Source organism: Micromonospora sp. NPDC005163, assembly GCF_053599835.1.
Genome location: NZ_JBSFYP010000002.1, coordinates 121,047 through 142,930, shown reverse-complemented (window position 1 = coordinate 142,930; position 21,884 = coordinate 121,047). Strand labels below are relative to the sequence as shown.

Below are 21,884 nucleotides of genomic sequence, written 5' to 3'. Positions count from 1 at the left end.
CTCAGTTGCCCGTACGGGCGCCGGTGACCTGGAAGGCCACCCGCTCACTCGGCGGGACGAAATCCCGCACCGGCTGGTCGCGCAGGGCGAAGGTGAGCACCTTGCCGACCGCGTCCACCATCCGGGCCTGCACCGCCTCACCCACCGCGTCGCGGGGGTCGTCCGGGTTCGCCGCCATCGAGGCCACCGCGAGCTGCGGCGTGAACGCCACCACCGTCTCCGTCTCGTACCGCTCCGAGCTGCCGGTCTTGCCGGCGACCGGGCGGCCGAGGCCGGACCGCAGCCCGGGTGCCGTGGCGCCGTCGCAACGCCCGTACATCGACTGGTCGCCGACCGGGCAGCGGGCCGCGTCGGCGGCCGCCCGGGCCACATCGGGGTCGAGCACCTGCCGGCAGTCCGGTTTCGCGGCGTCGACCGGGTGGCCGGCCGAGTCGCTGATCGAGACCACCGGCAGCGGGGCGCACCAGGTCCCCTCGGCCGCCACCGTGGCGTACGCCGTGGCCAGGTCGAGCGGGGTCGTCGCGGCCACGCCCAGGGTGAACGGGCCCCAGTTCTTCGCCCCGTACCGGGCCAGCCGGGCGTCCGAGTCGGCGCGCAGCACGATGCCGAGCCGCTCGGCCATCTCCACCACCCGGTCGGCGCCGACCCGCTCGGTGAGCCAGGCGAAGTACGTGTTCACCGAACGCCCGAACGCGGTCCACATGGTGCGCGGGCCGTCCATCGACGAGGGGGTGGCGTTCACCGGACACCAGCGGCCGTCACAGCTCGCCTCCCCGGTCACCGGGAACTTCGTGACCAGCCGGGTCGGGGCGGTGAACTCGGTCGACAGCGGCAGCCCGGACTCCAGCGCGGCCAGCATGGTGAAGAGCTTGAACGTCGACCCGCCCTGGTACCCCTCGATCGCCCCGCCGCCGGCCACCAGCTGATTCACCGTGTTCGGGTGGTTCTTCTGCCCGGCCGGGTTGTCCGCCACGCTGTAGCTGCGGTTCACCGCCATCGCCAGCACCCGACCGGTGCCGGGTTGCACCACCGCGGTCGGCACCGCCCGGGCCTCGGTCGGCTGGTAGATCCGCAGCACCTGCTCGGTGGTGGCCCGCTGCACCGCCGGGTCGAGCGAGGAGACGATAGAGAACCCACCCCGGCGCAGTGTGCGCTGCCGCTCGTCGGCGGTCGACCCGAACGCCGACTGGTCGCTCCACCAGCGGGTGAACCAGTCGCAGAAGAATCCCCAGTCGTTGTGCCCGTCCGGCACGGCCGCGCAGTCGTTCGGGGTCTCGCTGGGCCGCAGGTCCAGCGGCTCGTCCCGCGCCGCCGCCGCCGCGTCCGCCGACACGTGGCTCGACTCCACCAACTGGTTCAGCACGTACGCCCGCCGGCGCAGGGCGCTGTCGGCGTCGCCGTTGATCGGGTCGTCGCTGTCCGGTGACTGGACCAGCCCGGCCAGCAGCGCGGCCTGCGCCACTGTCAGCTCGGCCGGGGACCGGGAGAAGTAGCGCTTGCTGGCCGCCGCGATGCCGTACGCCCCGGCGCCGAAATAGGCGATGTTGAGGTAGCGGGTGAGGATCTCGTCCTTGCTCAGCTCCCGCTCCAGCGCCAGCGCGTACCGCATTTCCTGGATCTTGCGGGCGGTGGTGACCTCGGTGGCCGCCCTGCGCTGGCTCTCGGTCAGCCGGGGATCGCTGCTGAGGACGTTGCGGACGTACTGCATGGTCAGCGTGGAGGCGCCCTGTCGGGTCTGACCGTCGCGCTTGTTCACGGTGAACGCGCGCACCACACCGCGCAGGTCCACCCCGCTGTGCTGGAAGAACCGGACGTCCTCGGCGGCCACGATGGCCTGGCGCATCACCGGCGCGACCTCCTGCAGCGGCACGTCCACCCGGTCCTCCTGGTAGAAGGAGGTGATCAGGGTGGTGCCGTCGTTGGCGTACAGGTTGGAGCGCTGGGCGGTGGGTGGCGTGCGCAGCGTGTTCGGCAGCTCCGAGTAGGGCGTGGACAGTGCGCTGAAGCCGATCCCGAAGACCAGGGCCACCGGCAGGGCGGCCGCTGCCAGCACCAGGCCGGCCAGCACACCGGCGATCACCACGGTCAGCAGTTTGTCGAGATGGGCCCGGATCATCAGCTCTCCCCGCAGGAGCCGGTCACGCTAGGACCCGTTCAGAATGACCCGGAACGCCCCTTTCGCCCCGGGTTTTCCCCAAACCCGGAGGAAACTCGCACGCCGCTCAGGGAAGCAGCGCGGCGGCCAGCGGGTGGACCGTCTCCTCGATCTCGTCGGCCACCCGGCTGAAGCACTGGTCGCCGCGACCCCACGGGTCGTCGAGATCGTCGCTCGGCAGCAGCGAGGCGCCCAACCGGGCGTCGTGAGCCGCCGCCACCAGAGCCACGCCCCGGGCGTACACCGCCTCCGGGGTCGCCTCGGCCGACGGCAGCGCGGCGGCGTCCACCGCGGCCAGCAGGCGGCCGAACTCACCCAGCACGAAGGTGCGGGCCGCCGCGTCCGGACGAAGCGCCACCACGTACTCCTGCTGATCCGCGGTCGCGGTCAGGACCAGGTCGGCGGCGTCGATGTGCTCCGAGCGCAGCTTGCGCGCCGCGAAACCCTCGACGTCCCCGCCCCGGCCGACGACCTGCCGGGCCGCCGGCGGGTTCATCTCCTCGCCGGCGTGCCAACCGCCCGTGCCGGCGCTGTGGCTGTGCAGCAGCTCCTCGGCCCGGGCCGGATCCTGCTCGCGCCGCGCCAACCGCTCCCGCACCGCCAGGGCCACCAGCCGCTCGGCCATCGGCGAGCGGCAGATGTTGCCCATGCAGACGTGCAGCACGGTGAACGGGGGCACTCAGACCCCCCGGCCGTCGACGAGATCCGGCACCACGTCGCGCAGCTTCTCCAGCGGGATCGCGCCGGCCCGCAGCAGCTGCGGCACCTCACCGGTCAGGTCCACGATCGTGCTGGGCACCGGGTCCGGGCAGGGCCCGGCCTCCAGGTACGCCCGCACGGAGTAGCTGAGCTGGTCGCGCGCCTCCTCCGCGGTGACCGCGGCCGGCTGGCCGGTCTTGTTCGCCGAGGAGACCGCCATCGGGCCGGTCTCGCGCAGCACCTCCAGCGCCACCGGGTGCAGCGGCATCCGCACCGCCACCGTGCCCGACTTGTCGCCGAGATCCCACTGCAGGCTCGGTGAGTGCTCGACAACGATCGTCAACGCACCCGGCCAGAACGCCTCCACCAGGTCCCGCGCGGCGCTGGGCAGCGAGAAGACCAACCCGTCCAGGGTCTGCCGCGAGCCGATCAGCACCGGTGGCGGCATCTGCCGCCCCCGGCCCTTCGCATCCAGCAGCGCCTTGACCGCGTACGGGGTGAACGCGTCCGCGCCGATGCCGTAGACGGTGTCCGTCGGCAGGACGACCAGCTCGCCGTTCTTGACCGCCTCGATGGCCGCAGCGATGCCGCGGTCCCGATCGGCGGGCGACCGGCAGTCGTAGAGCATCACGAGGAGTCAGTCTGCCACGCCGTCCCGCCCGGGGCGTGCCGGCCGTCCGCCCGTCGGGATGCGGTGGCGTAGCGAGGACGGCCGGTGAGGTCCGGATGCTCCGTGATCGCGGTAAACCGGCCGTCCGCGGCGAGCAGCTCGGGCACCGCCGAACCGTGCGTGTCGTCGTGCTCGACCCCGATCACGCCGCCCGCGCGCAGCAGCGCCGCCGCCCGGATGATCACCGGCCGGATCACCGCCAGACCGTCCACGCCGCCGAAGACCGCCTCCGCCGGGTCGTGCCCGGCCACCTCCGGCGGCACCACCACCTCGACCGGCACGTACGGGGGGTTGCAGAGCAGCACGTCCACCCGGCCGACCAGGTCGGCCAGCAGGTCCGGCGCGGTGACATCGGCCTCGACCACCTCGATCGGGCGGTCCCCCGCCTCGGCGCGCTCCGCCGCGTTGCGGCGCAGCCAGGCCAGCGCCGCCGGGGACCGCTCCACCGCCACCACCCGCGCCCCCGGCAGCTCCTGAGCGACCGCCAGCGCGATCGCACCGGAACCGCTGCACAGGTCCACCACCAGCGGGTCGGGCCGGCGCTGGCCCTGTTCGAGGCCCCAGCCGGCCAGCAGCTCGGTCTCCGGCCGGGGCACGAAGACGCCCGGGCCGACCGCCAGCTCCAGGTGCCGGAACCCGGCGCGACCGGTCAGGTGCTGCAACGGCTCCCGGGCGGCGCGGCGGCGCACCAACTCGTCGAGCCGGGCCCGATGCTCGTCGGTCAGGTCGTCGGCGAGCGCCAGCCGACCCCGGGGCACCCCCAGCACGTACGCCGCCAGCAGCTCGGCCTCCACCCGTGCCGGGCCCACCCCGGCGGCGGCGAGCAACCGGGCCGCCCGGGCCACCGCGGCGGACGGACGGAGCCGGCCTGTCCCTTCGGGGGGGTGTTGCGGCAGAGTAGTCACGCGATAATCATGAAGCGTCGCAGGCGACGCCACGAACGGGTGCGTCGAGGCGCACACGACGGGAGGTCGCGAGTGGGCTGGCTCGACCGGGTCGATGACCAGGTTGACGCCCTCAAGCACGCCCGGGCGTTGCAGGAGGCCAGTCGTTCCGCAGAGTCGTACGCGCTGCTGGAGCGGGTGATCCGCAGCACGACGGACCCGGCGGCGCGAGCGGACGCCATGGTGCAGCGACTCTCCGCGCTGATCAATCTCGGACGCACGGCGGAGTTCACCCGGGCCATCGAGGAGGCCTCGGCGGCGGTCCGCGACCTCGCCGAGCCCTATCTGCACGGGCACCTCAACGCGCTGGCCGCGCTCGCCGCGCACCACCAGGGCGCACTGGACCGCTGCGTCACCCACCTGGTCAAGGCCGCCCGGGCGCTGGGCGCCGTGGAGGACCCGGACCGGGACACCGCCTGGGGCTGGCACGACCTCGCGATGGCGTACAGCTACCTCAGCTTCCACGGGTACGCCCTCGGGGCGATCGAACGGGCCCGGCAGCTGGGGCTGACCGCCGGGATCCCGGAGGAGACGTTCGCCGCGCCCGGCATCCGGCTGCGCAACGCCGTGGCGCTGGACCACAACGGCGACAGCGACGGCTGCCTGCGCGTGCTGCGGGACGTCGCCGCCGACCTGGCCCGGTTCATGAACGCCGGGCGGGCCGGCCGGCTGCGTCCCAGCAGCCTCGCCGCGTACGGCTACGCGGCCGCCCGGCAGGCCGCGCTCGGCGACCGGGTGGAGTCCGGCGGAGACGGCGATCCGTCCCGGCTGCTCGGCCACGGCGGGGACAGCGCCCGGGCGCGCGACATGCGTCAACTCGGTCAGGTCTGCCTGGCCGTCGCCGCCGGGCGGCCGATCGAGGCGGTCACCCGGCTGGACTCCATCCGGGTGTCCACGGAGACGCTCGGCGCGGCCGAGCCGGCCCGGCTGCGCAGCATCGCGCTGGCCCGGGCCGGGGACCACGTGGCGGCGCACCGGGCTGACCGGCTCGCGTTCCGGCTCGCCGCGCAGCGCAACGACCGGTTGCGCGACGTCTACATCGACGGCATCGCCGCCCGGATCGACCACGAGGAGATGCGCCGCGAGGCGGCGCGGTTCGAGGGCGAGGCGCTGACCGACCCGCTCACCGGGCTGCCCAACCGGCGGCGGCTGGAGCGGTACATCACCGCCGTGGTCACCCGCGGCGAGCGGGTGGTGATCGGCGTCTGCGACCTGGACGGCTTCAAGGCGGTCAACACCCGGCACGGGCACCACTCCGGCGACCTGGTGCTGCAACGCATCGCCGGGGTGATCAACCGGGTGATGCGGCGGGGCGACTTCGTGGCCCGCTACGGCGGTGACGAGTTCGTGGTGGTGCTGCCGGACACCGGCATGACCGAGGCCGCCGAGGTGGCCCGCCGGATCGAAGCGGCGGTCCGCGCCGAGGACTGGGAGTCGCTGGTGCCGGGGACGCCGGTCGGGGTGAGCATCGGCTTCGCCGAGGTCTCCGTCGGAAGTGGGCTGCGGGACGCGCTCAGCGTCGCCTTCGAGGAGGCCGACCGGGAGATGCTGCGAGCCAAGAGCCGTCCGCGCGCGAGCTGACCGCCGGGTGCCCGCCGGGCGGCGCCCCCGCGCCCCCGCGGCGCCGCGGTCAGCGGCGGGTCAGCTCGGTGTCGCCGGCCAGCCGGGCGGCGCGGTCGGCCTCGGTCAGGGCGTCCAGCACCCCGTCCAGCTCGCCGGCCAGTGCCAGATCCAGGTTGTACGCCGTGTAGCCGATCCGGTGGTCGGTGATCCGGTTCTGCGGGAAGTTGTAGGTGCGGATCCGCTCCGAGCGGTCCACCGTGCGCACCTGCGCCTTGCGGGCGTCCGAGGCGGCCGCGTCGGCCTGCTCCTGAGCGGCGGCGAGCAGCCGGGCCCGCAGGATCCGCATGGCCTGCTCCCGGTTCTGCAACTGGGACTTCTCGTTCTGGCAGGAGACGACGATGCCGGTCGGCAGGTGGGTGATCCGCACCGCCGAGTCGGTGGTGTTCACCGACTGGCCGCCCGGGCCGGACGAGCGGAACACGTCGATCCGCAGGTCGTTCTGGTCGATGCTGACGTCGACGTCCTCGGCCTCCGGCAGCACCAGCACCCCGGCGGCGCTGGTGTGGATCCGACCCTGCGACTCGGTGACCGGAACGCGCTGCACCCGGTGCACGCCGCCCTCCCACTTGAGCCGCGACCAGACGCCGTTGCCGCCCTCGGGGACGCCCTTGGTCTTGATCGACAGCGAGACGTCCTTGACCCCGCCCAGGTCGGAGTCCTGTGCGTCGATCACCTCGGTGATCCAGCCGTGGCGCTCGGCGTACCGGGTGTACATCCGCAGCAGGTCACCGGCGAACAACGCCGACTCCTCGCCGCCCTCACCGGCCTTGATCTCGACGATCACGTCCTTGGCGTCGTGCGGGTCACGCGGGATGAGCAGCTCGGCGAGACGCTCCTCCAGGACCGGCAGGGACGCCGCGATCGCCTCGGTCTCGGCAGCGAAGGAGGGATCCTCGGCCGCCAGCTCGCGGGCCGCGACCAAGTCGGCGCGCGCCTGCTCCAGCTCGCCGGCAGCCTTGTGCAGTGGCACGAGCTCGGCGTACCGGCGGCCGACCCGCCGCGCGGTGGACTGGTCGGCGTGGATCGCCGGATCGGCCAGCCGCTTCTCCAGCTGCGCGTACTCGTCGAGGAGGCCGGCCAGACGCTCGCTGCTCATGCTGCGGATGCTCCTTCGAGGGTGCGGCGCCGGCCGGGCCGGACCGAGTGCCGGTCGCCGGCCGGAAAAAGGGCGGAACGCGGACGGCGCCCGCGTCCGGTGGAAAACCGGACGCGGGCGCCGAACGAGGAGCTACTTGGCCTTCTTGGCCTGAACCTTGGCGTACTTCTGCTGGAACTTCGCGACCCGGCCGGCGGTGTCGAGAACGCGCTGCTTACCGGTGTAGAACGGGTGGCAGGCGCTGCAGGTCTCGACGTGGATCGCCCCGCCCTTGGCGGTGCTGCGGGTCGTGAACGTGTTGCCACAGGAGCAGCTGACCTCGGTGGTCACGTACTCCGGGTGGATGTTTGCCTTCATCTCGCCTCGGTCCTCTCGTTGGTGGTCGCCGGGTCGCCGTCACCGCCCGTCGCGCCGTGCGCGACGGGCTCGGGCGTGAACCGGAACCGGTGGCCGATTGACCAGTGTGCCATGGGCCTGAGCCGACCCGGTAATCGGGCCGCACACCTCGTCCGGCATCGTCAACACGTGCCTTCCCGTCCGCATTCCCGCCGCCCGGCCGGGCATTCACCCACCCGGCGGGCCGCCGCCCGGCACCCCGTCGGGGGTACGCCCGCCGAGCCGGAGGGGAGCCGATGACCCGCCTGATCGCCACCCGGGGCCTGCCGGCATCCGGCAAGACCACCTTCGCCCGGACCCTCCAGCCGTCCGTGGTCCGGGTCAACCGTGACGACCTGCGCCGGATGCTGCACGGCGAGCGGCTCTTCACCCAGTGGGCGGAGGCGCAGGTGACGACCGTGCAGCGGGCCCAGGTCGAGGCGCTGCTGCGGACCCGGGCGGACGTGTGCGTGGACGACACCAACCTGCGCTCGCGGACCCTGCGGGACTGGGCCGAACTGGCCGCCCGGTACGGCGCGGAGTTCGAGGTGCACGACTTCACCGACGTGCCGCTGGCCGAGTGCCTGCGCCGCGACGCCGCCCGCCCGGAGTCCGACCGCGTCGGCGCGGACGTGATCTGCCGGCTGCACGAGCGCTACCTGGAGGGGCGGGCGCTGCCGTTGCCCGTGCCGCAGGCCCGCACCGGACGACCCGCCGCCGTGCACCCGCCGTCGACCGAGCCACCGGAGATCGTCCTGGTGGACATCGACGGCACGGTCGCGCTGGCCGTCTCGCGCAGCCCGTACGACATGACCCGGGTGAGCGAGGACCAGCCGAACCCGGCGGTGATCGCGGCGGTCCGGGCGATGCACGCCGCCGGGTACGGGGTCGTCTTCTGCTCCGGGCGGGACGCCTCGGCGCGGGCGGCCACCGAGGCGTGGCTGGCCCGGCACGTCCGGGTTCCCTACCTCGGCCTGCACCTGCGCGCCGTCGGCGACTCCCGCAAGGACGCGATCGTCAAGCGGGAGATCTACGACCGGGAGGTCCGGGACCGCTACCGGGTGGTCGGCGTCTTCGACGACCGCGTCCAGGTGGTCCGGATGTGGCGCTCCCTCGGCCTCACCGTCTTCCAGGTGGCCGACGGCGACTTCTGAGGGTGCGGAAGGGCCCCTCCGCGGAGGGGCCCTTCCGGGAGTCTCACCGCGTGACGGTGCTGGTGGCGTTGGCGACGAGGCCGTTGACGGTGACGCTGAGGCGGATGGGGGCGCCGGGGCGCAGCGCGGTCAGAGTGCCGGTGGCCGGGTCGAAGCGCGCGGTGTGCCACGGTCGCACCCCGGCCGCCGAGCCGATGTGCACCCCCGGCGAGGCGGACCAGTCCGCGCTGACCGGGGCGGCCACCGGGACGGCACGCCCACCCGGCTGGGTCAGCGTGGCGGTGACCTGCGCCGGGACGCCGACCGCGACGCTGGCCGGGGCGCTCACCGCGAGCCGGTCCACGTGTGCGTGGAACTCCGCGTCCACCCAGCGGGGCCCCTCGGCGAGCGGGTCGCGCCGGGCCCGGTCGGCCTCGGCCGGGCTGACCGGGTCCACGCCGAACTCCGTCCAGCCGGTGAAACCGCCCTGGTCCGCCGGGGTGGATGGCGTCTTGCCCGCGTTCCCGTTGATCACGTACGGCACTCCGTCCACCCGGTCGGCGTGGAACGTGCCGACGTGCCCGCCCACGAACAGCGCGCCCTTGCCGGTGCGGTGCTGGAAGTCGGCCAGCCACTGCTCCAGCAGCGCCGCCTCCTTGCGGTCACCGAGTTGGCTGGCCTGCGCCGGGCTGGGGTCGCGCGGCGGGTGGTGGTGCAGGACGACGACCGAGCCGACGCGCCGGTCGGCGGCTGCCGCGTCCAGCGTCTCGCGCAGCATCCGCACCTGGTCGAAGCCGCCGCCGCGCAGCGTCCCGGTGGACGAGTTCAGGGTGACGAACCGGGTGCCGGCATGGTCGAAGACCCGTGCGGTGGCGCCGAACGCGGCCTGGAAGTTGCTGATCGGGGCGCCCATGATCTCGTGGTTGCCGGGCACGTAGTACCAGGGCAGCGCGTCGCCCAACTCCTCGTCGAGGATCCGCTTGGCCAACGCGAAGTCGGCCGGGTAGGCGGTGTCCACGAAGTCTCCGTTGATCAGCAGGAAGTCCGGCCGGGCCGCCTTCACCTCGCGCAGCGTCCGTCGAGCCTGGGCGACCAGGTCGCTGTCCGGGTCGGCGGCGACGAACTGGGCGTCGGAGAGCACCGCGAACCGCCAGGGTGCGCCGTCCACGGTGCCGTCGCGGACCACCACCCGATCGGTACGCGGCGCCACCGGCGGCATGTCGACCGTGGGCGGCACCTTCGCCACCAGGTCGTCGATGATCACCTCGCTGCTGTACTGCGCGGCGGCGTTGGTCTCGGCCACGTAGAACCGACGGACGCGCACCGGATACTGCACCCCCGCCGGCACCGCGAACTCCACGTACCGCCAGCCGGTCCAGGTGATCAGCGGGCCACGCAGCACGTGCTGGGTGTCCTGTGCGTCGTGCAGGTGCAGGCTGGGCCACTCACCGGTGCCGTTGCCGTGGATCCACATGCCGAAGGCCTGCGGCTGGCCGGGCACCTCGATCCAGGCCGGCGGGTCGGCGTACGCGGCCCGGGTGCCGGTGGACTGGCTGAAGTCGTACGACATCCGCAGGCCGGTGCCGGTGTGCCCCGGCGCCGGGGCGACCGAGCCGCTGGCCCGGGCCTGGCTGAACCGCCAGGACGCGGCGTCGTCGAAGCCGGCCACCGGGACGTCGGTCAGTCCGACGGTGACCGGGAGAACGGTGCTGTGTCGTCCGACGTGGACGGTGACGAGCCCGGAGCCGGTCTCGCGCAGCGCGGTGACGGCGAGGTTGCCGTCGTGGGTGGAGGTGATCCGCAGCAGGTCCCGGTCGTAGTCGAGGGTCAGGTCGGCCGGCTCGATCGGTGCGGTGTTGCCCTCGGCGTCCTGGCCGACCACACCGACCAGGGCGTCGCCGTCCCGGCCGGTCAGCCCGACGCGTTCTACTGTGGAGCTGACCCGGGCCAGCGGGCCGAGCACCGTGAGGCCCAGCGAGCCGGTTGCCCCGCCGCGCGCCGCGGTGACCGTGCTGGCCCCCGGCACGCCGGCGTGGAACACCCCGTCGCGGTCGATTCGGCCGCGTACCGCCGGGGTCACGCGCCAGGTCGGCGCGCCGGCCGCCGGGCCGTACGTCTCGTCGTAGCCGGCCGCGGTGAGGGTGCGGGTGAGGCCGGGGAAGACGCGGTCGGGCCGGCCGCCGCGCACCGGTGAGATGCCGGGAGCGGCGGTGGGGTCACTGGCGGTCTCCACCCAGTAGCCGGTGAGCCGGCCGCTGCCCTTCGGCGCGTAGATGGCCAGGCCGTTGGGCACCGCCCGCTCGCTGCCGTCGGAAGGGGTGTTCTCGACCTGCACGGCCGGGGCGCCCGGCTCCCGGGCCAGCAGCGTGGACGAGCCGCCGCCGTCCAGGTTGAGCGCGTGGTGGGCACCCAGTTCGGCCATCATCCGGCCCATCTCGGTCTGGGTCACGCCGCGGCTGTCGACCTGCCGACCGTCCACCGTCAACATGATCATTTTCCGACCGTCGGCGGTGAAGCCGACCGCCGTGCGCGGCGCCAGCGACGGGTCGGCGATGCTCTGCACGACGCCGTCGCGGACCAGGACGCTGCCACCACCGACCGCCGCGTGCAGAGTGCTGCCGTCGGACGACTTCGGTTGCCAGGCGACCGTCACCGGGTCACCGGGGCGGAGCCCGGCCAGCGCGTCCGCGCCGGCGTCGCGGCCGAGCAGCACGGTGCTGCCGGCGACGATCGGGCCGCTGCCGGCCGCGGTGGTCACCGTGGCCACGCGGCCGCCGGCCACGACGACCTCGACGACCCGGGCCGCGCCCGCGACCGCCCGCTCCCGGGGGTACGTCCCCCACAGTTCGGTGAACGCGCCGATGCCGTCGGCCTGCACGATGTTGTTGAACTGCGTCAACGGCACCGGCCCGGTGGGCAGGGTGGCGGTGCCGTCGAAGTTCACCTCGATCACCCGGCCGAGCCCGTCCGCGGTGACCGCCACCGCGTTGCGGTGCCCGCTGACCGCCGACTGGATCAGCTCACCGTCGCGGATGCCGACGCCCTGGGCGGCGCCGGAGTTGTTGATGTCGAAGAAGTCACCGTTGACCGCGGCGACGGCACGCGAGCGGTCCACCGGTCCCCGCAGCGGCTCGGCCTGGCTGACGGCTCCGGAGTTGACGTAGTCGACGGTGGCCCCGCCGCCGAGGTCCGTGGTGAGGGCGTCGGCACGCAGCCAGCCCTCGGCGTCGTACCGGTCGAAGGAGGTGAGCTGCACGCCCGGCGCAACTGGCCGGGTGGCCTTGGTGGTCTCCAGGCCGCCGGCCGGCTCGACGCCGTCGACGGCGGCGGTCGGGGCGGTCGCGGTGGCCGGGTCGGCGGCCAGACTGACCCAGCCGGCCGACCGGGACGACGCGGGCGGCGCGTCCTCGGCGACGGTGGACGGAGCCACGGGGGCGGCGATGGGCGCGGCCGGCGGTGCGGCTGTCGCCGGCACCGGAGCAGCCAGGGTGAGCATCGGCGTCAGCAGCAGGACGCCGATGCGACGGGCGGATCGTCTGCGGGTACGCATGGACGACAGTCAACCCGATCCTGAATAGAAGTTTCAAGATGCATCGACTGAACCGAAGGAAAACTCCACCCTCGTCGGCTCTCCCCGCGTCGGGCCGTGCCGCCGGGCCGTGCCGCCGGGCCGGCCTTGCCTCCGCCCTTTGCTCTGCTTCAACGGACGCAACGCGGAGAGGCCCGAACTGTTGCGCGGGTGTAAGCAGAGCAAAGGGGTCGAATGGACATGACGAAGGGGCACGGCCGCTGTGGCCGTGCCCCTTCGTTTGGTCAACCGAGGGTGGTTACTCCCCCGGCGTCGACTTCGCGATCTGCATCAGGAACTCGATGTTGGTGCGGGACTTCTTGAGCCGGTCCAGCAGCAGGTCCATGGCGGCCTGCGAGTCCAGCGAGTGCAGCACCTTCCGGAGCTTGTGGATGATGGCCAGTTCCTCGGGCGCGAACAGGACCTCTTCCTTACGGGTACCGGACGGGTTGACGTCGATGGCCGGGAAGGTGCGCTTGTCAGCGATCTTCCGGTCCAGCTTCAGCTCCGCGTTGCCGGTGCCCTTGAACTCCTCGAAGATGACCGTGTCCGCCATGGACCCGGTCTCCACCAGCGCGGTGGCGATGATGGTCAGCGAGCCGCCGTTCTCGATGTTGCGAGCCGCGCCGAGGAAGCGCTTCGGCGGGTAGAGCGCGGTGGAGTCGATACCACCCGACATGATCCGGCCGCTGGCCGGCGCCGCCAGGTTGTACGACCGACCGAGCCGGGTCACCGAGTCGAGCAGCACGACAACGTCGTGCCCCAGCTCGACCAGACGCTTCGCCCGCTCGATCGCCAGCTCCGCCACCGTCGTGTGGTCCTGCGGCGGCCGGTCGAACGTGGCCGCGATGACCTCGCCCTTGATCGACCGCTGCATGTCGGTGACCTCTTCGGGCCGCTCGTCCACCAGCACCACCATCAGGTGGCACTCCGGGTTGTTCCGGGTGATCGCGTTCGCGATCGCCTGGAGCACCATCGTCTTACCCGCCTTGGGCGGAGACTGGATGAGCGCCCGCTGGCCCTTGCCGATCGGCATGACCAGGTCGATCACCCGGGTGGTGAGGATGTGCGGCTCGGTCTCCAGCCGCAGACGCTCCTGCGGGTAGAGCGGCGTGAGCTTGTAGAACTCCGGCCGGCGCCGCGCCTCCTCCGGCTCCATCCCGTTGATCGTGTCCAGCCGCATCAGCGGGTTGTACTTGTCCCGCCGCTGATCGCCGCTGTTGCCGCCCTCGCGGGCCGCACGCACCGCACCGGTGATCGCGTCACCGCGACGCAGGCCGTACTTCTTGATCTGGGACATCGACACGTACACGTCGTTCGGGCCGGCCAGGTAGCCGGTCGTCCGCACGAAGGCGTAGTTGTCGAGCACGTCGATGATGCCGGCCACCGGGACGAGCACGTCGTCCTCGCCGACCTGCGGCTCGCGCCCTCCGGTGTCGCCACCGGTCTCTGGGCGGTCGCCCCGGCCCCGCCGACGGTCCCGGAAGCGGCTACGCCGGCCGCGCCGGCCGCCACCCTCGTCGTCGCCGTCGCCGTCGTTGTCGCGCTCGGCGCGCTGACCACGGTCGTTGCGGTCGCCCCGATCGTTGCGGTCGTTGCGGTCACCACGCTCGTTGCGCTCGGCACGCTCGCCCCGGTCGGCACGCTCCGGCCGATCGTTACGCTCGCCTCGCTCGGCACGCTCGCCCCGGTCGTTGCGCTCGCCCCGCTCGGCACGCTCGGCACGCTCGCCGCGCTCGGTGCGCTCACCCCGCTCGGCACGCTCGCCCCGCTCGGCACGCTCGCCCCGCTCGGCACGCTCGCCCCGCTCGGTGCGGTCGGCACGCTCAGTGCGCTCGGCCCGCTCGGCCCGCTCGGCCCGCTCGGTGCGCTCCGGGCGCTCGGCACGCTCGGTGCGCTCCGGGCGCTCGGCCCGCTCCGGGCGTTCGGCCCGGTCCCGGCGGTTCTCGGTCCGTTCGCCGGCCTCCGCCTCATCGGTGCGCGCCTCGGTGGTGCGCGCCTCAGTGGTACGCGCCTCCGCCGCGGCGGTCCGGCTCCGCCGGGTACGGCCCCGGCTCTCGGTCTCGGCGGCCGGCTCGGCCGGCGCCTGGTCGGTGCGTCCCTCCGCCGCCGGACGGTCCACGGTCTCCCGCACCTCCTCGCGGGTCGGAGCGGCCGCAGCCGCGACCTCGGCCCGCGGTCGAGGGGTACCGGCGGCGTTGCCGCCCTGCCGCTCGGAGATCGCGGCGATCAGCTCGCCCTTACGCATGCGAGCCGTGCCGGAGATGCCGAGCGACGCGGCCAGGCTCTGCAGCTCTGGCAGCAGCATCGCCGACAGACCGGTGCCGCTACGCCGACGACGGGCGGGAGCGGCGGTGGTGGCATCGCCAGCGACGTTGGAAACATCCGACGTCACGTCGGTGGTGTCGCTCAATGGATTCCTTCCCTCGGTAAAGGCCGTGACTGCCCGGAGTCGGACTCAGGTGGCCGGGCGGCCTCGGTGCACCCGCCTCGCAAGGACGCGTCGCGGGAGTCTGTGACACAGCAGCCGGTCGGTTTCCCGACTCACCAAACATCGGTGAGCAGGTCTCGCCGTCTGCGGCGACCTGTGGAAACTGCGGCGCGGCGTGGGCCTTGGCAGGGGTGACGGGCTGACCGCCGAGAGCTTCGGGGGTGCGCCGCCCCGCAGGAGATCGCGTGCTTCGCGGCTGTGCTAGGTCTAGAGCGTAATCAACTCTTCCGACCTGCGGCAACAGGGTCCCGCTCGGCGTGTCCAAGTCTACCCCGAGCAACCCGCGCACCGCTGACGTCTATCGGTAACTGCCAGATCTGCCAATCTGTTCCCACCGGGAGGCTTGGCGGCGGCTCGCTGAGCGCCAGCACAGTCGGCCCGGCCCCACTGACAACAGCCGCCACACCGGCCGCTCGCAACGCGTTGACCAGGGCCGATGTGCCCGGCATCCCCGGTGCGCGGTAGGCCTGGTGGAGCCGGTCGACGGTGGCGGGCAGCAGCAGCGACGGGTCCGCGGTCAGCGCGTGCACCAGCAGCGCCGCCCGCCCGGCGGTCAACGCGGCGTCGCCATGCGGCACGGTGGCCGGCAACGCGGCCCGCGCGGTCGCGGTCAGCCCCCGCTCCGAAGGCACGAAAATTGTCGGCCGCACCCCGTCGGCGACGGCCAGGGACACCGCGCGAGCGCCGGTCGGCTCGGACCAGGCCAGCGTGAAGCCGCCGAGCAGGCACGGCGCGACATTGTCGGGATGGCCCTCGATCTCGGCGGCCAGCCGGAGCACGGCCGCCGGGTCCAGCCGGTGCTCCCCGTCGGCGACCAGGGCGCGGGCCAACAACACCCCGGCGATGATCGCGGCGGACGAGGAGCCCAGCCCACGGGCCTGCGGGATCCGGTTGACGCACTCCACGATCAGCCCCGCGGGCTGCCCACCGAGCACGTCGAAGGCGGCCCGCATGGCCCGCACCACCAGATGCCGGTCGTCGTCGGGCAGCTCACCCGCACCCTGCCCGGTCACCGTCACCCGGACCCCACCCGGCGCGACCTCGGCCGCCAGGTCGTCGTAGAGCCCGAGGGCGAGGCCCAGCGCGTCGAAGCCCGGGCCCAGGTTGGCGCTGGTCGCGGGGACCCGAACCCGGACCGGCCCGGGGCTGAAGTTCATCGGCACGCGCTCATGCTAGGGGTCGGCACCGACGATCCGGTCCGACGCCCGCAGCGTGGGACCGGCGAGCTCAGCCGGCCGGGTTCGGAACCGGTTCGGCGACCGGGTCGGTGAGCGAGAGCCGGCGGGTGGCGATCCGCCAGCCGACCGCGTACACGAGGGTGACCAGCCCGCAGCCGGCCAGCACCACGCGCTCGTCCACCACGTCCACCACCAGGGCCACCGCCAGCTGGCTCACCGAGATGGCCAGCGTCGCGAGCATCATGTCGGTGGCGAAGACCCGACCGCGCAACCGGTCCGGCACCTCGCCTTGGAGGGCGAAGTTCGACATCACCCAGTTGCTGCCGCCCGCGAAGTGCGCCACGAAGACCAGCAGCAGCACCAGCGGAAACCAGCGGACCACCGACGCGCCCAGGTAGGACAGGCCGTAGAGCGACATGGACAGCGCCAGCCCCGGCAGCAGCCAGGACCGGTTGGTCAGCACCCGGCGCATCAGGATGGGCCCCACCAGGGCCCCCGCCCCGCGTACCGCGAAGAGCAGGCCGGCGCCCAGCGAGCCGACCCCGTACACGCTGGCGAGCAGCGGAAACACCGTCAGCACACCGTTGCCCAGGCCGACCGCCGACTTCACCGTGACCAGCGCCAGGACCCGCGGCCGGTGCCCGATGTAGACGAGCGCCTCGCGGACCGCCGGCCAGGTCCGCTGGGCCGGCTGGTCGACGTCCCGTGGCGCCTGCAACGGCCGCCGGATCCGCCCGGCGAGGCCCGCGGCCAGCGCCAGGCCCACCGCCGCCACCCAGAAGCAGGCGTACGGGCCGACGGCCGAGCTGAGCACGCCACCGAGCGAGGCGCCGACCACCGTCATGGTGCCCCAGGCCGAACCGGCAACGGCGTTGCCGGCGGCCAGCTCGTGCGGCTCCAGAACGTTGGGCAGCGCGGCCTGGGCGGCCGGCGAGTAGAACGCCTTGGCGACCGCGACCACGCCGATCGCCACCAGCGCCAGCCACGCGGTCCCGGCGCTCCGGACGCCGAGCAGCAGCAGCACGCCCGCCAGCGCCGCCACGTTCGCGGCGATCATGACCTTGCGTCGGTCGAACCGGTCGGCCACCGTGCCCGTGTACGGCAGCAGCAGTGCCACGATGCCGGTGTCCACCGCCAGCACCAGCGCGCCCCAGACCCCGCTGCCGGTCAACTGGGGCAGCAGCACCAGCAGCGGCACCATGACGAACCAGTCGGCGCCGAAGACGACCAGCTCGGCGAGGAAGAGATTGCGAAAGCTCCGGTTGCCGGTCAGGACGGAGAGGGTGGACGCCACGTAGCGCGACGCTACCCGGTCGATCGCACTCGATACCCTCCGCGAGCAGCACCGACCGGCCCCTCGGTTCCGCTCGGAACCGGTCGGCGCGCAGAGAGCCGGAACGCCCCCGGCAGGTGAACCCGCCGGGGGCGTTCCGAGGTGCCGGTCCGACTACTCGGTCGGCTCCGTGGGGGGCAGCGGCGAGGTGCGGCTGCGGGGCAGCCGTAGCACCTCGAACTGGTCCGTGCCGTCCACCAGCGCGCCCGACGGCGCGGGTCGCCCCGCCGCCGCCTGCGAGCCCTCGGCGTGCGTCGCCGCCGGCGCACCGGAGGGCACGGCCACCTTGTTCGGGCTGGCCGGCTCGGCGGTCTCCGGGTCGGTCGGCCCGGTCACCGCCGGGTCGCCGGAGCGCCGCCGGCGGCGCCGCTCCCGCAACGATTCCTTGGTGTGTTCCACCATCGTGTACAGCGTCGGCACCAGGATCAGCGTCAGCAGCGTGGAGCTGAGCAGGCCGCCGATCACCACGACAGCCAGCGGCTGGGAGATGAAGCCGCCCTCGCCGGTCAACCCGAGCGCCATCGGCAGCAGCGCGAAGATGGTCGCGACCGCCGTCATCAGGATCGGGCGCAGCCGGCGCCGTCCGCCCTCGACCACCGCGTCCCGGACCCCCATGCCCTGGGCCCGGTACTGGTTGATCAGGTCCAGCAGCACGATCGCGTTGGTGACCACGATGCCGACCAGCATCAGCACGCCGATCAACGCCGGCACGCCCAGCGGCGTCCCGGTGACCAGCAGCAGGCCGATCGCGCCGGTCGCCGCGAACGGGATGGAGATCAACAGGATGAGCGCCTGGGTGAGGCTGCGGAACGTGGCCACCATGATCAGGAACACGATCGCGATCGCGGCCAGCACCGCCAGGCCCAGGTCGCCGAAGGCGTCCGCCTGGTCCGCGCTGACCCCGCCGATGGTCAGGCTCGCCCCCGGCACGTCGATGGCGTCCAGCCGCTTCTGCAGCTCCTGGCTGGTCGCGCCCAGGTTCGAGCCGGTCGCCGTGCCGGTGACCGAAACGCTGCGCTCACCATCGATCCGGCTGACCTGCTGCGGCCCCTCGCCCTGGGTCACGGCCGCGATGTCGCCCAGCTTGACCGGACCCACCGGCAGCGCCCGCAGCTCCTGCACCGACACCGGCGGCTGCGCGCCCAGCCGCAGCACCACGTTCTGCTGCTGACCGTCGAGCGTGACCTGGCCCAACGGCGCCCCGCGGAACGTCTGCGAGACGAGCTGACCCACCGCGGCCTCGGTGAGGCCGACCCGGCCGGCAGCGACCCGGTCGACGGTCACGTCGACGCGCGGCACCCGGTCGGCCAGGCTGGTGGTGACGTCCTCGACGTCCGGGACCCCGGCCATCGCCGTCCGGGCCGCCTCGGCGGCCCTGGTCAACACCTCCGGGTCACTGGCCTGGACGATCACCTCCAGCTGGCTGGTCGAGGCGTCCTGCCCGCCGCCGAAGCTGATCTCGCCCAACCCGGTGCCGAGCGTGTCGAACTCCTTGCGCAGCACCTCACGCATCTGCTTCGCGTCGGTGTCCCCGTCGAGCGCCACGGACCAGCTCGCGACGTTGTTGCCACCGCCGCCGGCCCACGGGTTGTCCCCGCCGCCGGCGGTCACCTGGTACGTCTCGACCCCGTCGGTACGCCCGAGCACCGTCTCGACCTGCTTGGCCGCCGCGTCGGTGGCGGCCAGGCCGCTACCCGCCGGCAGTTCCTGCCGGAAGCTGAGCGTGTCCTGACCGGAGTCGTCCAGGAAGTTGGTCTCCAGCTTCTGGGCCAGGCCGAAGGTGCCGAAGAGCACCAGCAGGCCCAGCCCGACGGTGATCCAGCGGGTGGACCGCTTTCGGGTGGCGAACCCGATCACCGGGAGGTACGCCCGCTGCAACGGGCTGCGCAGCTCCTTCTCCTCCGCGCCGCGGCGCACCGCGTCGTCGTCCGGGGTGCCGCCGCGCGGCTTGAGGAACCAGTACGCCAGCACCGGGATCACGCTCAGTGACACCAGCAGCGACGCGAGCAGCGCCACCGTCACGGTGATCGCGAACGGCGCGAAGAGCTGCCCGACGAACCCGCCGACCAGCGCGATGGGCGCGAACACCGCGACCGTGGTGAGGGTGGACGCGGTCACCGCGCCAGCCACCTCGCGGACGCCGGTGATGATGGCGTGCCGCTTCTCCTCGCCGTACTCCAGGTGTCGTTTGATGTTCTCCAGAACCACGATCGAGTCGTCCACCACCCGGCCTACCGCGATGGTCAGCGCGCCGAGGGTGAGCAGGTTGAGCGAGTAGTCGCCGATCCACAGCGCGATCAGGGCGACCAGCACGGAGAGCGGGATGGAGACCGCGGTGACCACGGTCGACCGCACCGACAGCAGGAAGACCAGGATGACGATGACCGCCATCAGCAGGCCCAGCAGGCCCTCGGTGGTCAGCGACTCGATCGACTTCTCGACGAACGGCGCCTGGTCGAAGACCACGGTCAGCTCGGCGCCGGACGCGTCCTTCAGGTCGGCCAGCCGGTCCCGGATCTCGTGCGAGATCTCCACGGCGTTGCCGTCCGGCGACGCCGTGACCGCGATGCCGAGGCTGTCCTTGCCGTTGGTCCGGGTGATCGCGGTGGCCGGGGCGAGCTGCTGCTCGACGGTCGCCACGTCACCGAGACGCACCGGGGCGGCCCCGGGGGCGACCACGATGCCGCGCAGATCGGCCAGGGTGGCGACCGGCGTGCCGACCTGCACCGGGAGGGCCAGGCCACCGTCGGTCACCGCGCCGGCCGGCACCGACACGCCGTTGGTCTTCAGCGCGGCGCCGATCGCGGTCGGCTGGAGCTTCGCCGCGGCCAGCTTGGCCGGGTCCGGGGTGACCACCACGACGTCGTCGCGGGTGCCGGTCACCTCGACCGTACGGACCCCCTCGATGCCCTCCAGCTCCGGCACCACCGTCGCGCGCAGCTTCTCGGCGAGCGCCCGCTCGTCCGCCGCGCCGGTCGCCGCCAGCACCACCGCCGGCAGGTCGTCGGTGCTGCCCGCGATGACCTGCGGGTCGACGCTCTCCGGCAGCTGGGCGTCGATCCGGCTCAGCGCGGTCTGCATCTTGTTGACCACGTCGTCCAGGTCGGTGCCGAACTCGTACAGCACCTGGACGGTCGCCGCCCCCTCGCGGGAGGTCGACGTGACCTGGTCCAGCCCGGGAATGCCCTGGAGCGCGTTCTCGATCGGCTCGGTCACCTGCGACTCGACGATCTCGGGTCCGGCGCCGGGATAGGCGGCCACGATGAACGCGGCCGGGAATTCGAGCGACGGCAGCAGTTGCTGCTTCAGCGACGGCACGGCGAACGCTCCGAACGCCGTGGTCACCACCGCGATGAGGGCGACCAGCCCTCGGTTGGCGAGGCTGAATCTGGCGAGCAGCGACATCGGCCTGGCTCACTCCTGAACGAGAAGGCGGGCGGGGATACCCGAAAGTGTGCCTGACTCGATCACCCCGCCCCCCGCCGGACCCCTGCCGCCCCAACGCCGCCGCGTTCCACGGTCGGCCGGGCCCCGACGGTCGGGAGCGGTGGCCGCTCAGGCCAGATCGAGGGCGCGGGCCGCGGCCAGCGGATCGTTCGCGATGGTCATCGGGGCGGGCGCGGTGGAGATCGCCCATTCCGGGTCCTTCAGGCCGTGACCGGTCACCGTGCAGACCACCGTCGAACCGGCCGGGATCGCGCCCACCGCGGCCTGCTGGAGCAGACCGGCCACGCTGGCCGCGCTGCCCAGCTCGACGAAGACCCCCACCTCGCGGGCGAGCAGCCGGTACGCGGACAGGATCTCCCGGTCGGTCACCGCCGCGATCAGGCCACCCGAGGCGTCCCGGGCGTCCAGGGCCTTGGTCCAGCTCGCCGGGTTGCCGATCCGGATCGCGGTGGCGATGGTCGACGGCTCCGCCACCACCTGTCCGGTGACGATCGGCGCCGCCCCGGCGGCCTGGAAGCCGTACATCTTCGGCGCCCGGGTGGTGGCGCCGGCGGCGTGCTCCTCCGAGTACCCCATCCAGTAGGCCGAGATGTTGCCGGCGTTGCCGACCGGCAGGCAGTGGATGTCGGGCGCGTCACCGAGCGCCTCGACGATCTCGAAGGCGGCGGTCTTCTGCCCGTGCAGCCGGTCGATGTTGACCGAGTTGACCAGCGCGACCGGGTAGTCCTGTGCGAGCTTGGCGGCCGTCGCCAGGCAGTCGTCGAAGTTGCCGCTCACCTGGAGCAGCTTCGCGCCGTGCACCAGCGCCTGGGCCAGCTTGCCCAACGCGATCTTGCCCTGCGGGACCAGCACCGCGCAGGTCAGCCCGGCCCGTGCCGCGTACGCCGCGGCGGAGGCACTGGTGTTGCCGGTGGAGGCGCAGATGATGGCCTTGTTGCCGGCCTCGACCGCCTTGGAGACCGCGACGGTCATTCCGCGGTCCTTGAACGAGCCGGTCGGGTTGGCGCCCTCCACCTTGAGGTGCACGTCGCACCCGATCCGGGCGGAGAGCACCGGCGCGGGCAGCAGCGGGGTGTTCCCCTCGTGCAGCGTGACGACGGGCGTGGCCGCGGTGACCGGCAGCCGGTCCCGGTACGCCTCGATCAGACCCCGCCACATGTCGTTCTCCTCGC

14 protein-coding genes are annotated in these 21,884 nt (G+C 73.2%); 2 read left to right on the top strand and 12 right to left on the bottom strand.

The window, feature by feature from the left end; translation table 11 throughout:
* Nucleotide 1 precedes the first annotated feature (1 nt).
* The 4 genes from ACWD6N_RS02355 to prmC form a co-directional block, all read right to left on the bottom strand.
* Complete coding sequence (locus tag ACWD6N_RS02355) at nt 2-2,116, bottom strand: transglycosylase domain-containing protein (RefSeq protein ID WP_354963838.1); 2,115 nt, start codon at nt 2,114-2,116, stop codon at nt 2-4.
* 106 nt (nt 2,117-2,222) lie between these two features.
* Nucleotides 2,223-2,834, bottom strand: a complete 612-nt coding sequence (locus tag ACWD6N_RS02350) for an arsenate reductase/protein-tyrosine-phosphatase family protein (RefSeq protein WP_354963837.1) — start codon at nt 2,832-2,834, stop codon at nt 2,223-2,225.
* Nucleotides 2,835-3,482: an L-threonylcarbamoyladenylate synthase gene (locus ACWD6N_RS02345; RefSeq protein WP_089021912.1), complete on the bottom strand. Its 648-nt coding sequence runs from the start codon at nt 3,480-3,482 to the stop codon at nt 2,835-2,837. It lies immediately after the preceding gene.
* Nucleotides 3,482-4,429, bottom strand: a complete 948-nt coding sequence (gene prmC / locus ACWD6N_RS02340; RefSeq protein ID WP_354963836.1) for a peptide chain release factor N(5)-glutamine methyltransferase — start codon at nt 4,427-4,429, stop codon at nt 3,482-3,484. The genes ACWD6N_RS02345 and prmC overlap by 1 nt, the downstream gene beginning before the upstream one ends.
* Nucleotides 4,430-4,501: 72 nt before the next feature.
* Here prmC and ACWD6N_RS02335 point away from each other — a divergent pair, with 72 nt between their 5' ends.
* A complete protein-coding gene (locus ACWD6N_RS02335) occupies nt 4,502-6,049 on the top strand; it encodes a GGDEF domain-containing protein (protein ID WP_354963835.1) in 1,548 nt (515 codons plus the stop codon).
* Between the two features lie 49 nt (nt 6,050-6,098).
* Here the strand turns inward: ACWD6N_RS02335 and prfA are convergent, their stop codons facing one another.
* Both prfA and rpmE read right to left on the bottom strand, forming a co-directional pair.
* On the bottom strand, nt 6,099-7,187 hold the full coding sequence (gene prfA / locus ACWD6N_RS02330) for a peptide chain release factor 1 (protein ID WP_354963834.1): 1,089 nt from the start codon (nt 7,185-7,187) through the stop codon (nt 6,099-6,101).
* 132 nt (nt 7,188-7,319) lie between these two features.
* The gene (rpmE, locus tag ACWD6N_RS02325; protein ID WP_007464546.1) at nt 7,320-7,544 is read right to left on the bottom strand and encodes a 50S ribosomal protein L31; all 225 of its coding nucleotides are present in this window, start codon (nt 7,542-7,544) and stop codon (nt 7,320-7,322) included.
* A gap of 275 nt (nt 7,545-7,819) precedes the next feature.
* Between rpmE and ACWD6N_RS02320 the strand changes: the two genes are divergently transcribed.
* Entirely contained in the window at nt 7,820-8,716 is an 897-nt protein-coding gene (locus ACWD6N_RS02320; protein WP_354963833.1) for a phosphatase domain-containing protein, read from the top strand.
* 43 nt (nt 8,717-8,759) lie between these two features.
* Here ACWD6N_RS02320 and ACWD6N_RS02315 read toward each other — a convergent pair whose 3' ends face one another.
* From ACWD6N_RS02315 to thrC, 6 genes are all read right to left on the bottom strand, one after another.
* Nucleotides 8,760-12,245 carry a phosphodiester glycosidase family protein gene (locus tag ACWD6N_RS02315; RefSeq protein ID WP_387326032.1) on the bottom strand — a complete coding sequence of 1,162 codons (3,486 nt, stop codon included), beginning with the start codon at nt 12,243-12,245 and terminating at the stop codon, nt 8,760-8,762.
* A 277-nt stretch (nt 12,246-12,522) separates the two neighbouring features.
* Nucleotides 12,523-14,676 (bottom strand): transcription termination factor Rho, encoded by a 2,154-nt coding sequence (rho, locus tag ACWD6N_RS02310; RefSeq protein ID WP_387326029.1) that lies wholly within the window; start codon nt 14,674-14,676, stop codon nt 12,523-12,525.
* 296 nt (nt 14,677-14,972) lie between these two features.
* Nucleotides 14,973-15,917: a homoserine kinase gene (gene thrB, locus ACWD6N_RS02305; RefSeq protein WP_354963830.1), complete on the bottom strand. Its 945-nt coding sequence runs from the start codon at nt 15,915-15,917 to the stop codon at nt 14,973-14,975.
* A 64-nt stretch (nt 15,918-15,981) separates the two neighbouring features.
* On the bottom strand, nt 15,982-17,226 hold the full coding sequence (locus ACWD6N_RS02300) for an MFS transporter (RefSeq protein WP_354963829.1): 1,245 nt from the start codon (nt 17,224-17,226) through the stop codon (nt 15,982-15,984).
* Nucleotides 17,227-17,379: 153 nt separating this feature from the next.
* On the bottom strand, nt 17,380-20,670 hold the full coding sequence (locus ACWD6N_RS02295; protein WP_354963828.1) for an efflux RND transporter permease subunit: 3,291 nt from the start codon (nt 20,668-20,670) through the stop codon (nt 17,380-17,382).
* Between the two features lie 150 nt (nt 20,671-20,820).
* Nucleotides 20,821-21,870, bottom strand: coding sequence for a threonine synthase (gene thrC, locus ACWD6N_RS02290; protein WP_354963827.1), 1,050 nt, complete (start codon nt 21,868-21,870; stop codon nt 20,821-20,823).
* Nucleotides 21,871-21,884 lie beyond the last annotated feature (14 nt).

Coding starts and splice junctions, on each gene's coding strand:
- ACWD6N_RS02355 (WP_354963838.1), bottom strand. CDS start 2,116: ATGATCCGGGCCCATCTCGACAAACTGCTGACCGTGGTGATCGCCGGT.
- ACWD6N_RS02345 (WP_089021912.1), bottom strand. CDS start 3,482: ATGCTCTACGACTGCCGGTCGCCCGCCGATCGGGACCGCGGCATCGCT.
- prfA (WP_354963834.1), bottom strand. CDS start 7,187: ATGAGCAGCGAGCGTCTGGCCGGCCTCCTCGACGAGTACGCGCAGCTG.
- rpmE (WP_007464546.1), bottom strand. CDS start 7,544: ATGAAGGCAAACATCCACCCGGAGTACGTGACCACCGAGGTCAGCTGC.
- ACWD6N_RS02320 (WP_354963833.1), top strand. CDS start 7,820: ATGACCCGCCTGATCGCCACCCGGGGCCTGCCGGCATCCGGCAAGACC.
- ACWD6N_RS02315 (WP_387326032.1), bottom strand. CDS start 12,245: ATGCGTACCCGCAGACGATCCGCCCGTCGCATCGGCGTCCTGCTGCTG.
- ACWD6N_RS02295 (WP_354963828.1), bottom strand. CDS start 20,670: ATGTCGCTGCTCGCCAGATTCAGCCTCGCCAACCGAGGGCTGGTCGCC.
- thrC (WP_354963827.1), bottom strand. CDS start 21,870: ATGTGGCGGGGTCTGATCGAGGCGTACCGGGACCGGCTGCCGGTCACC.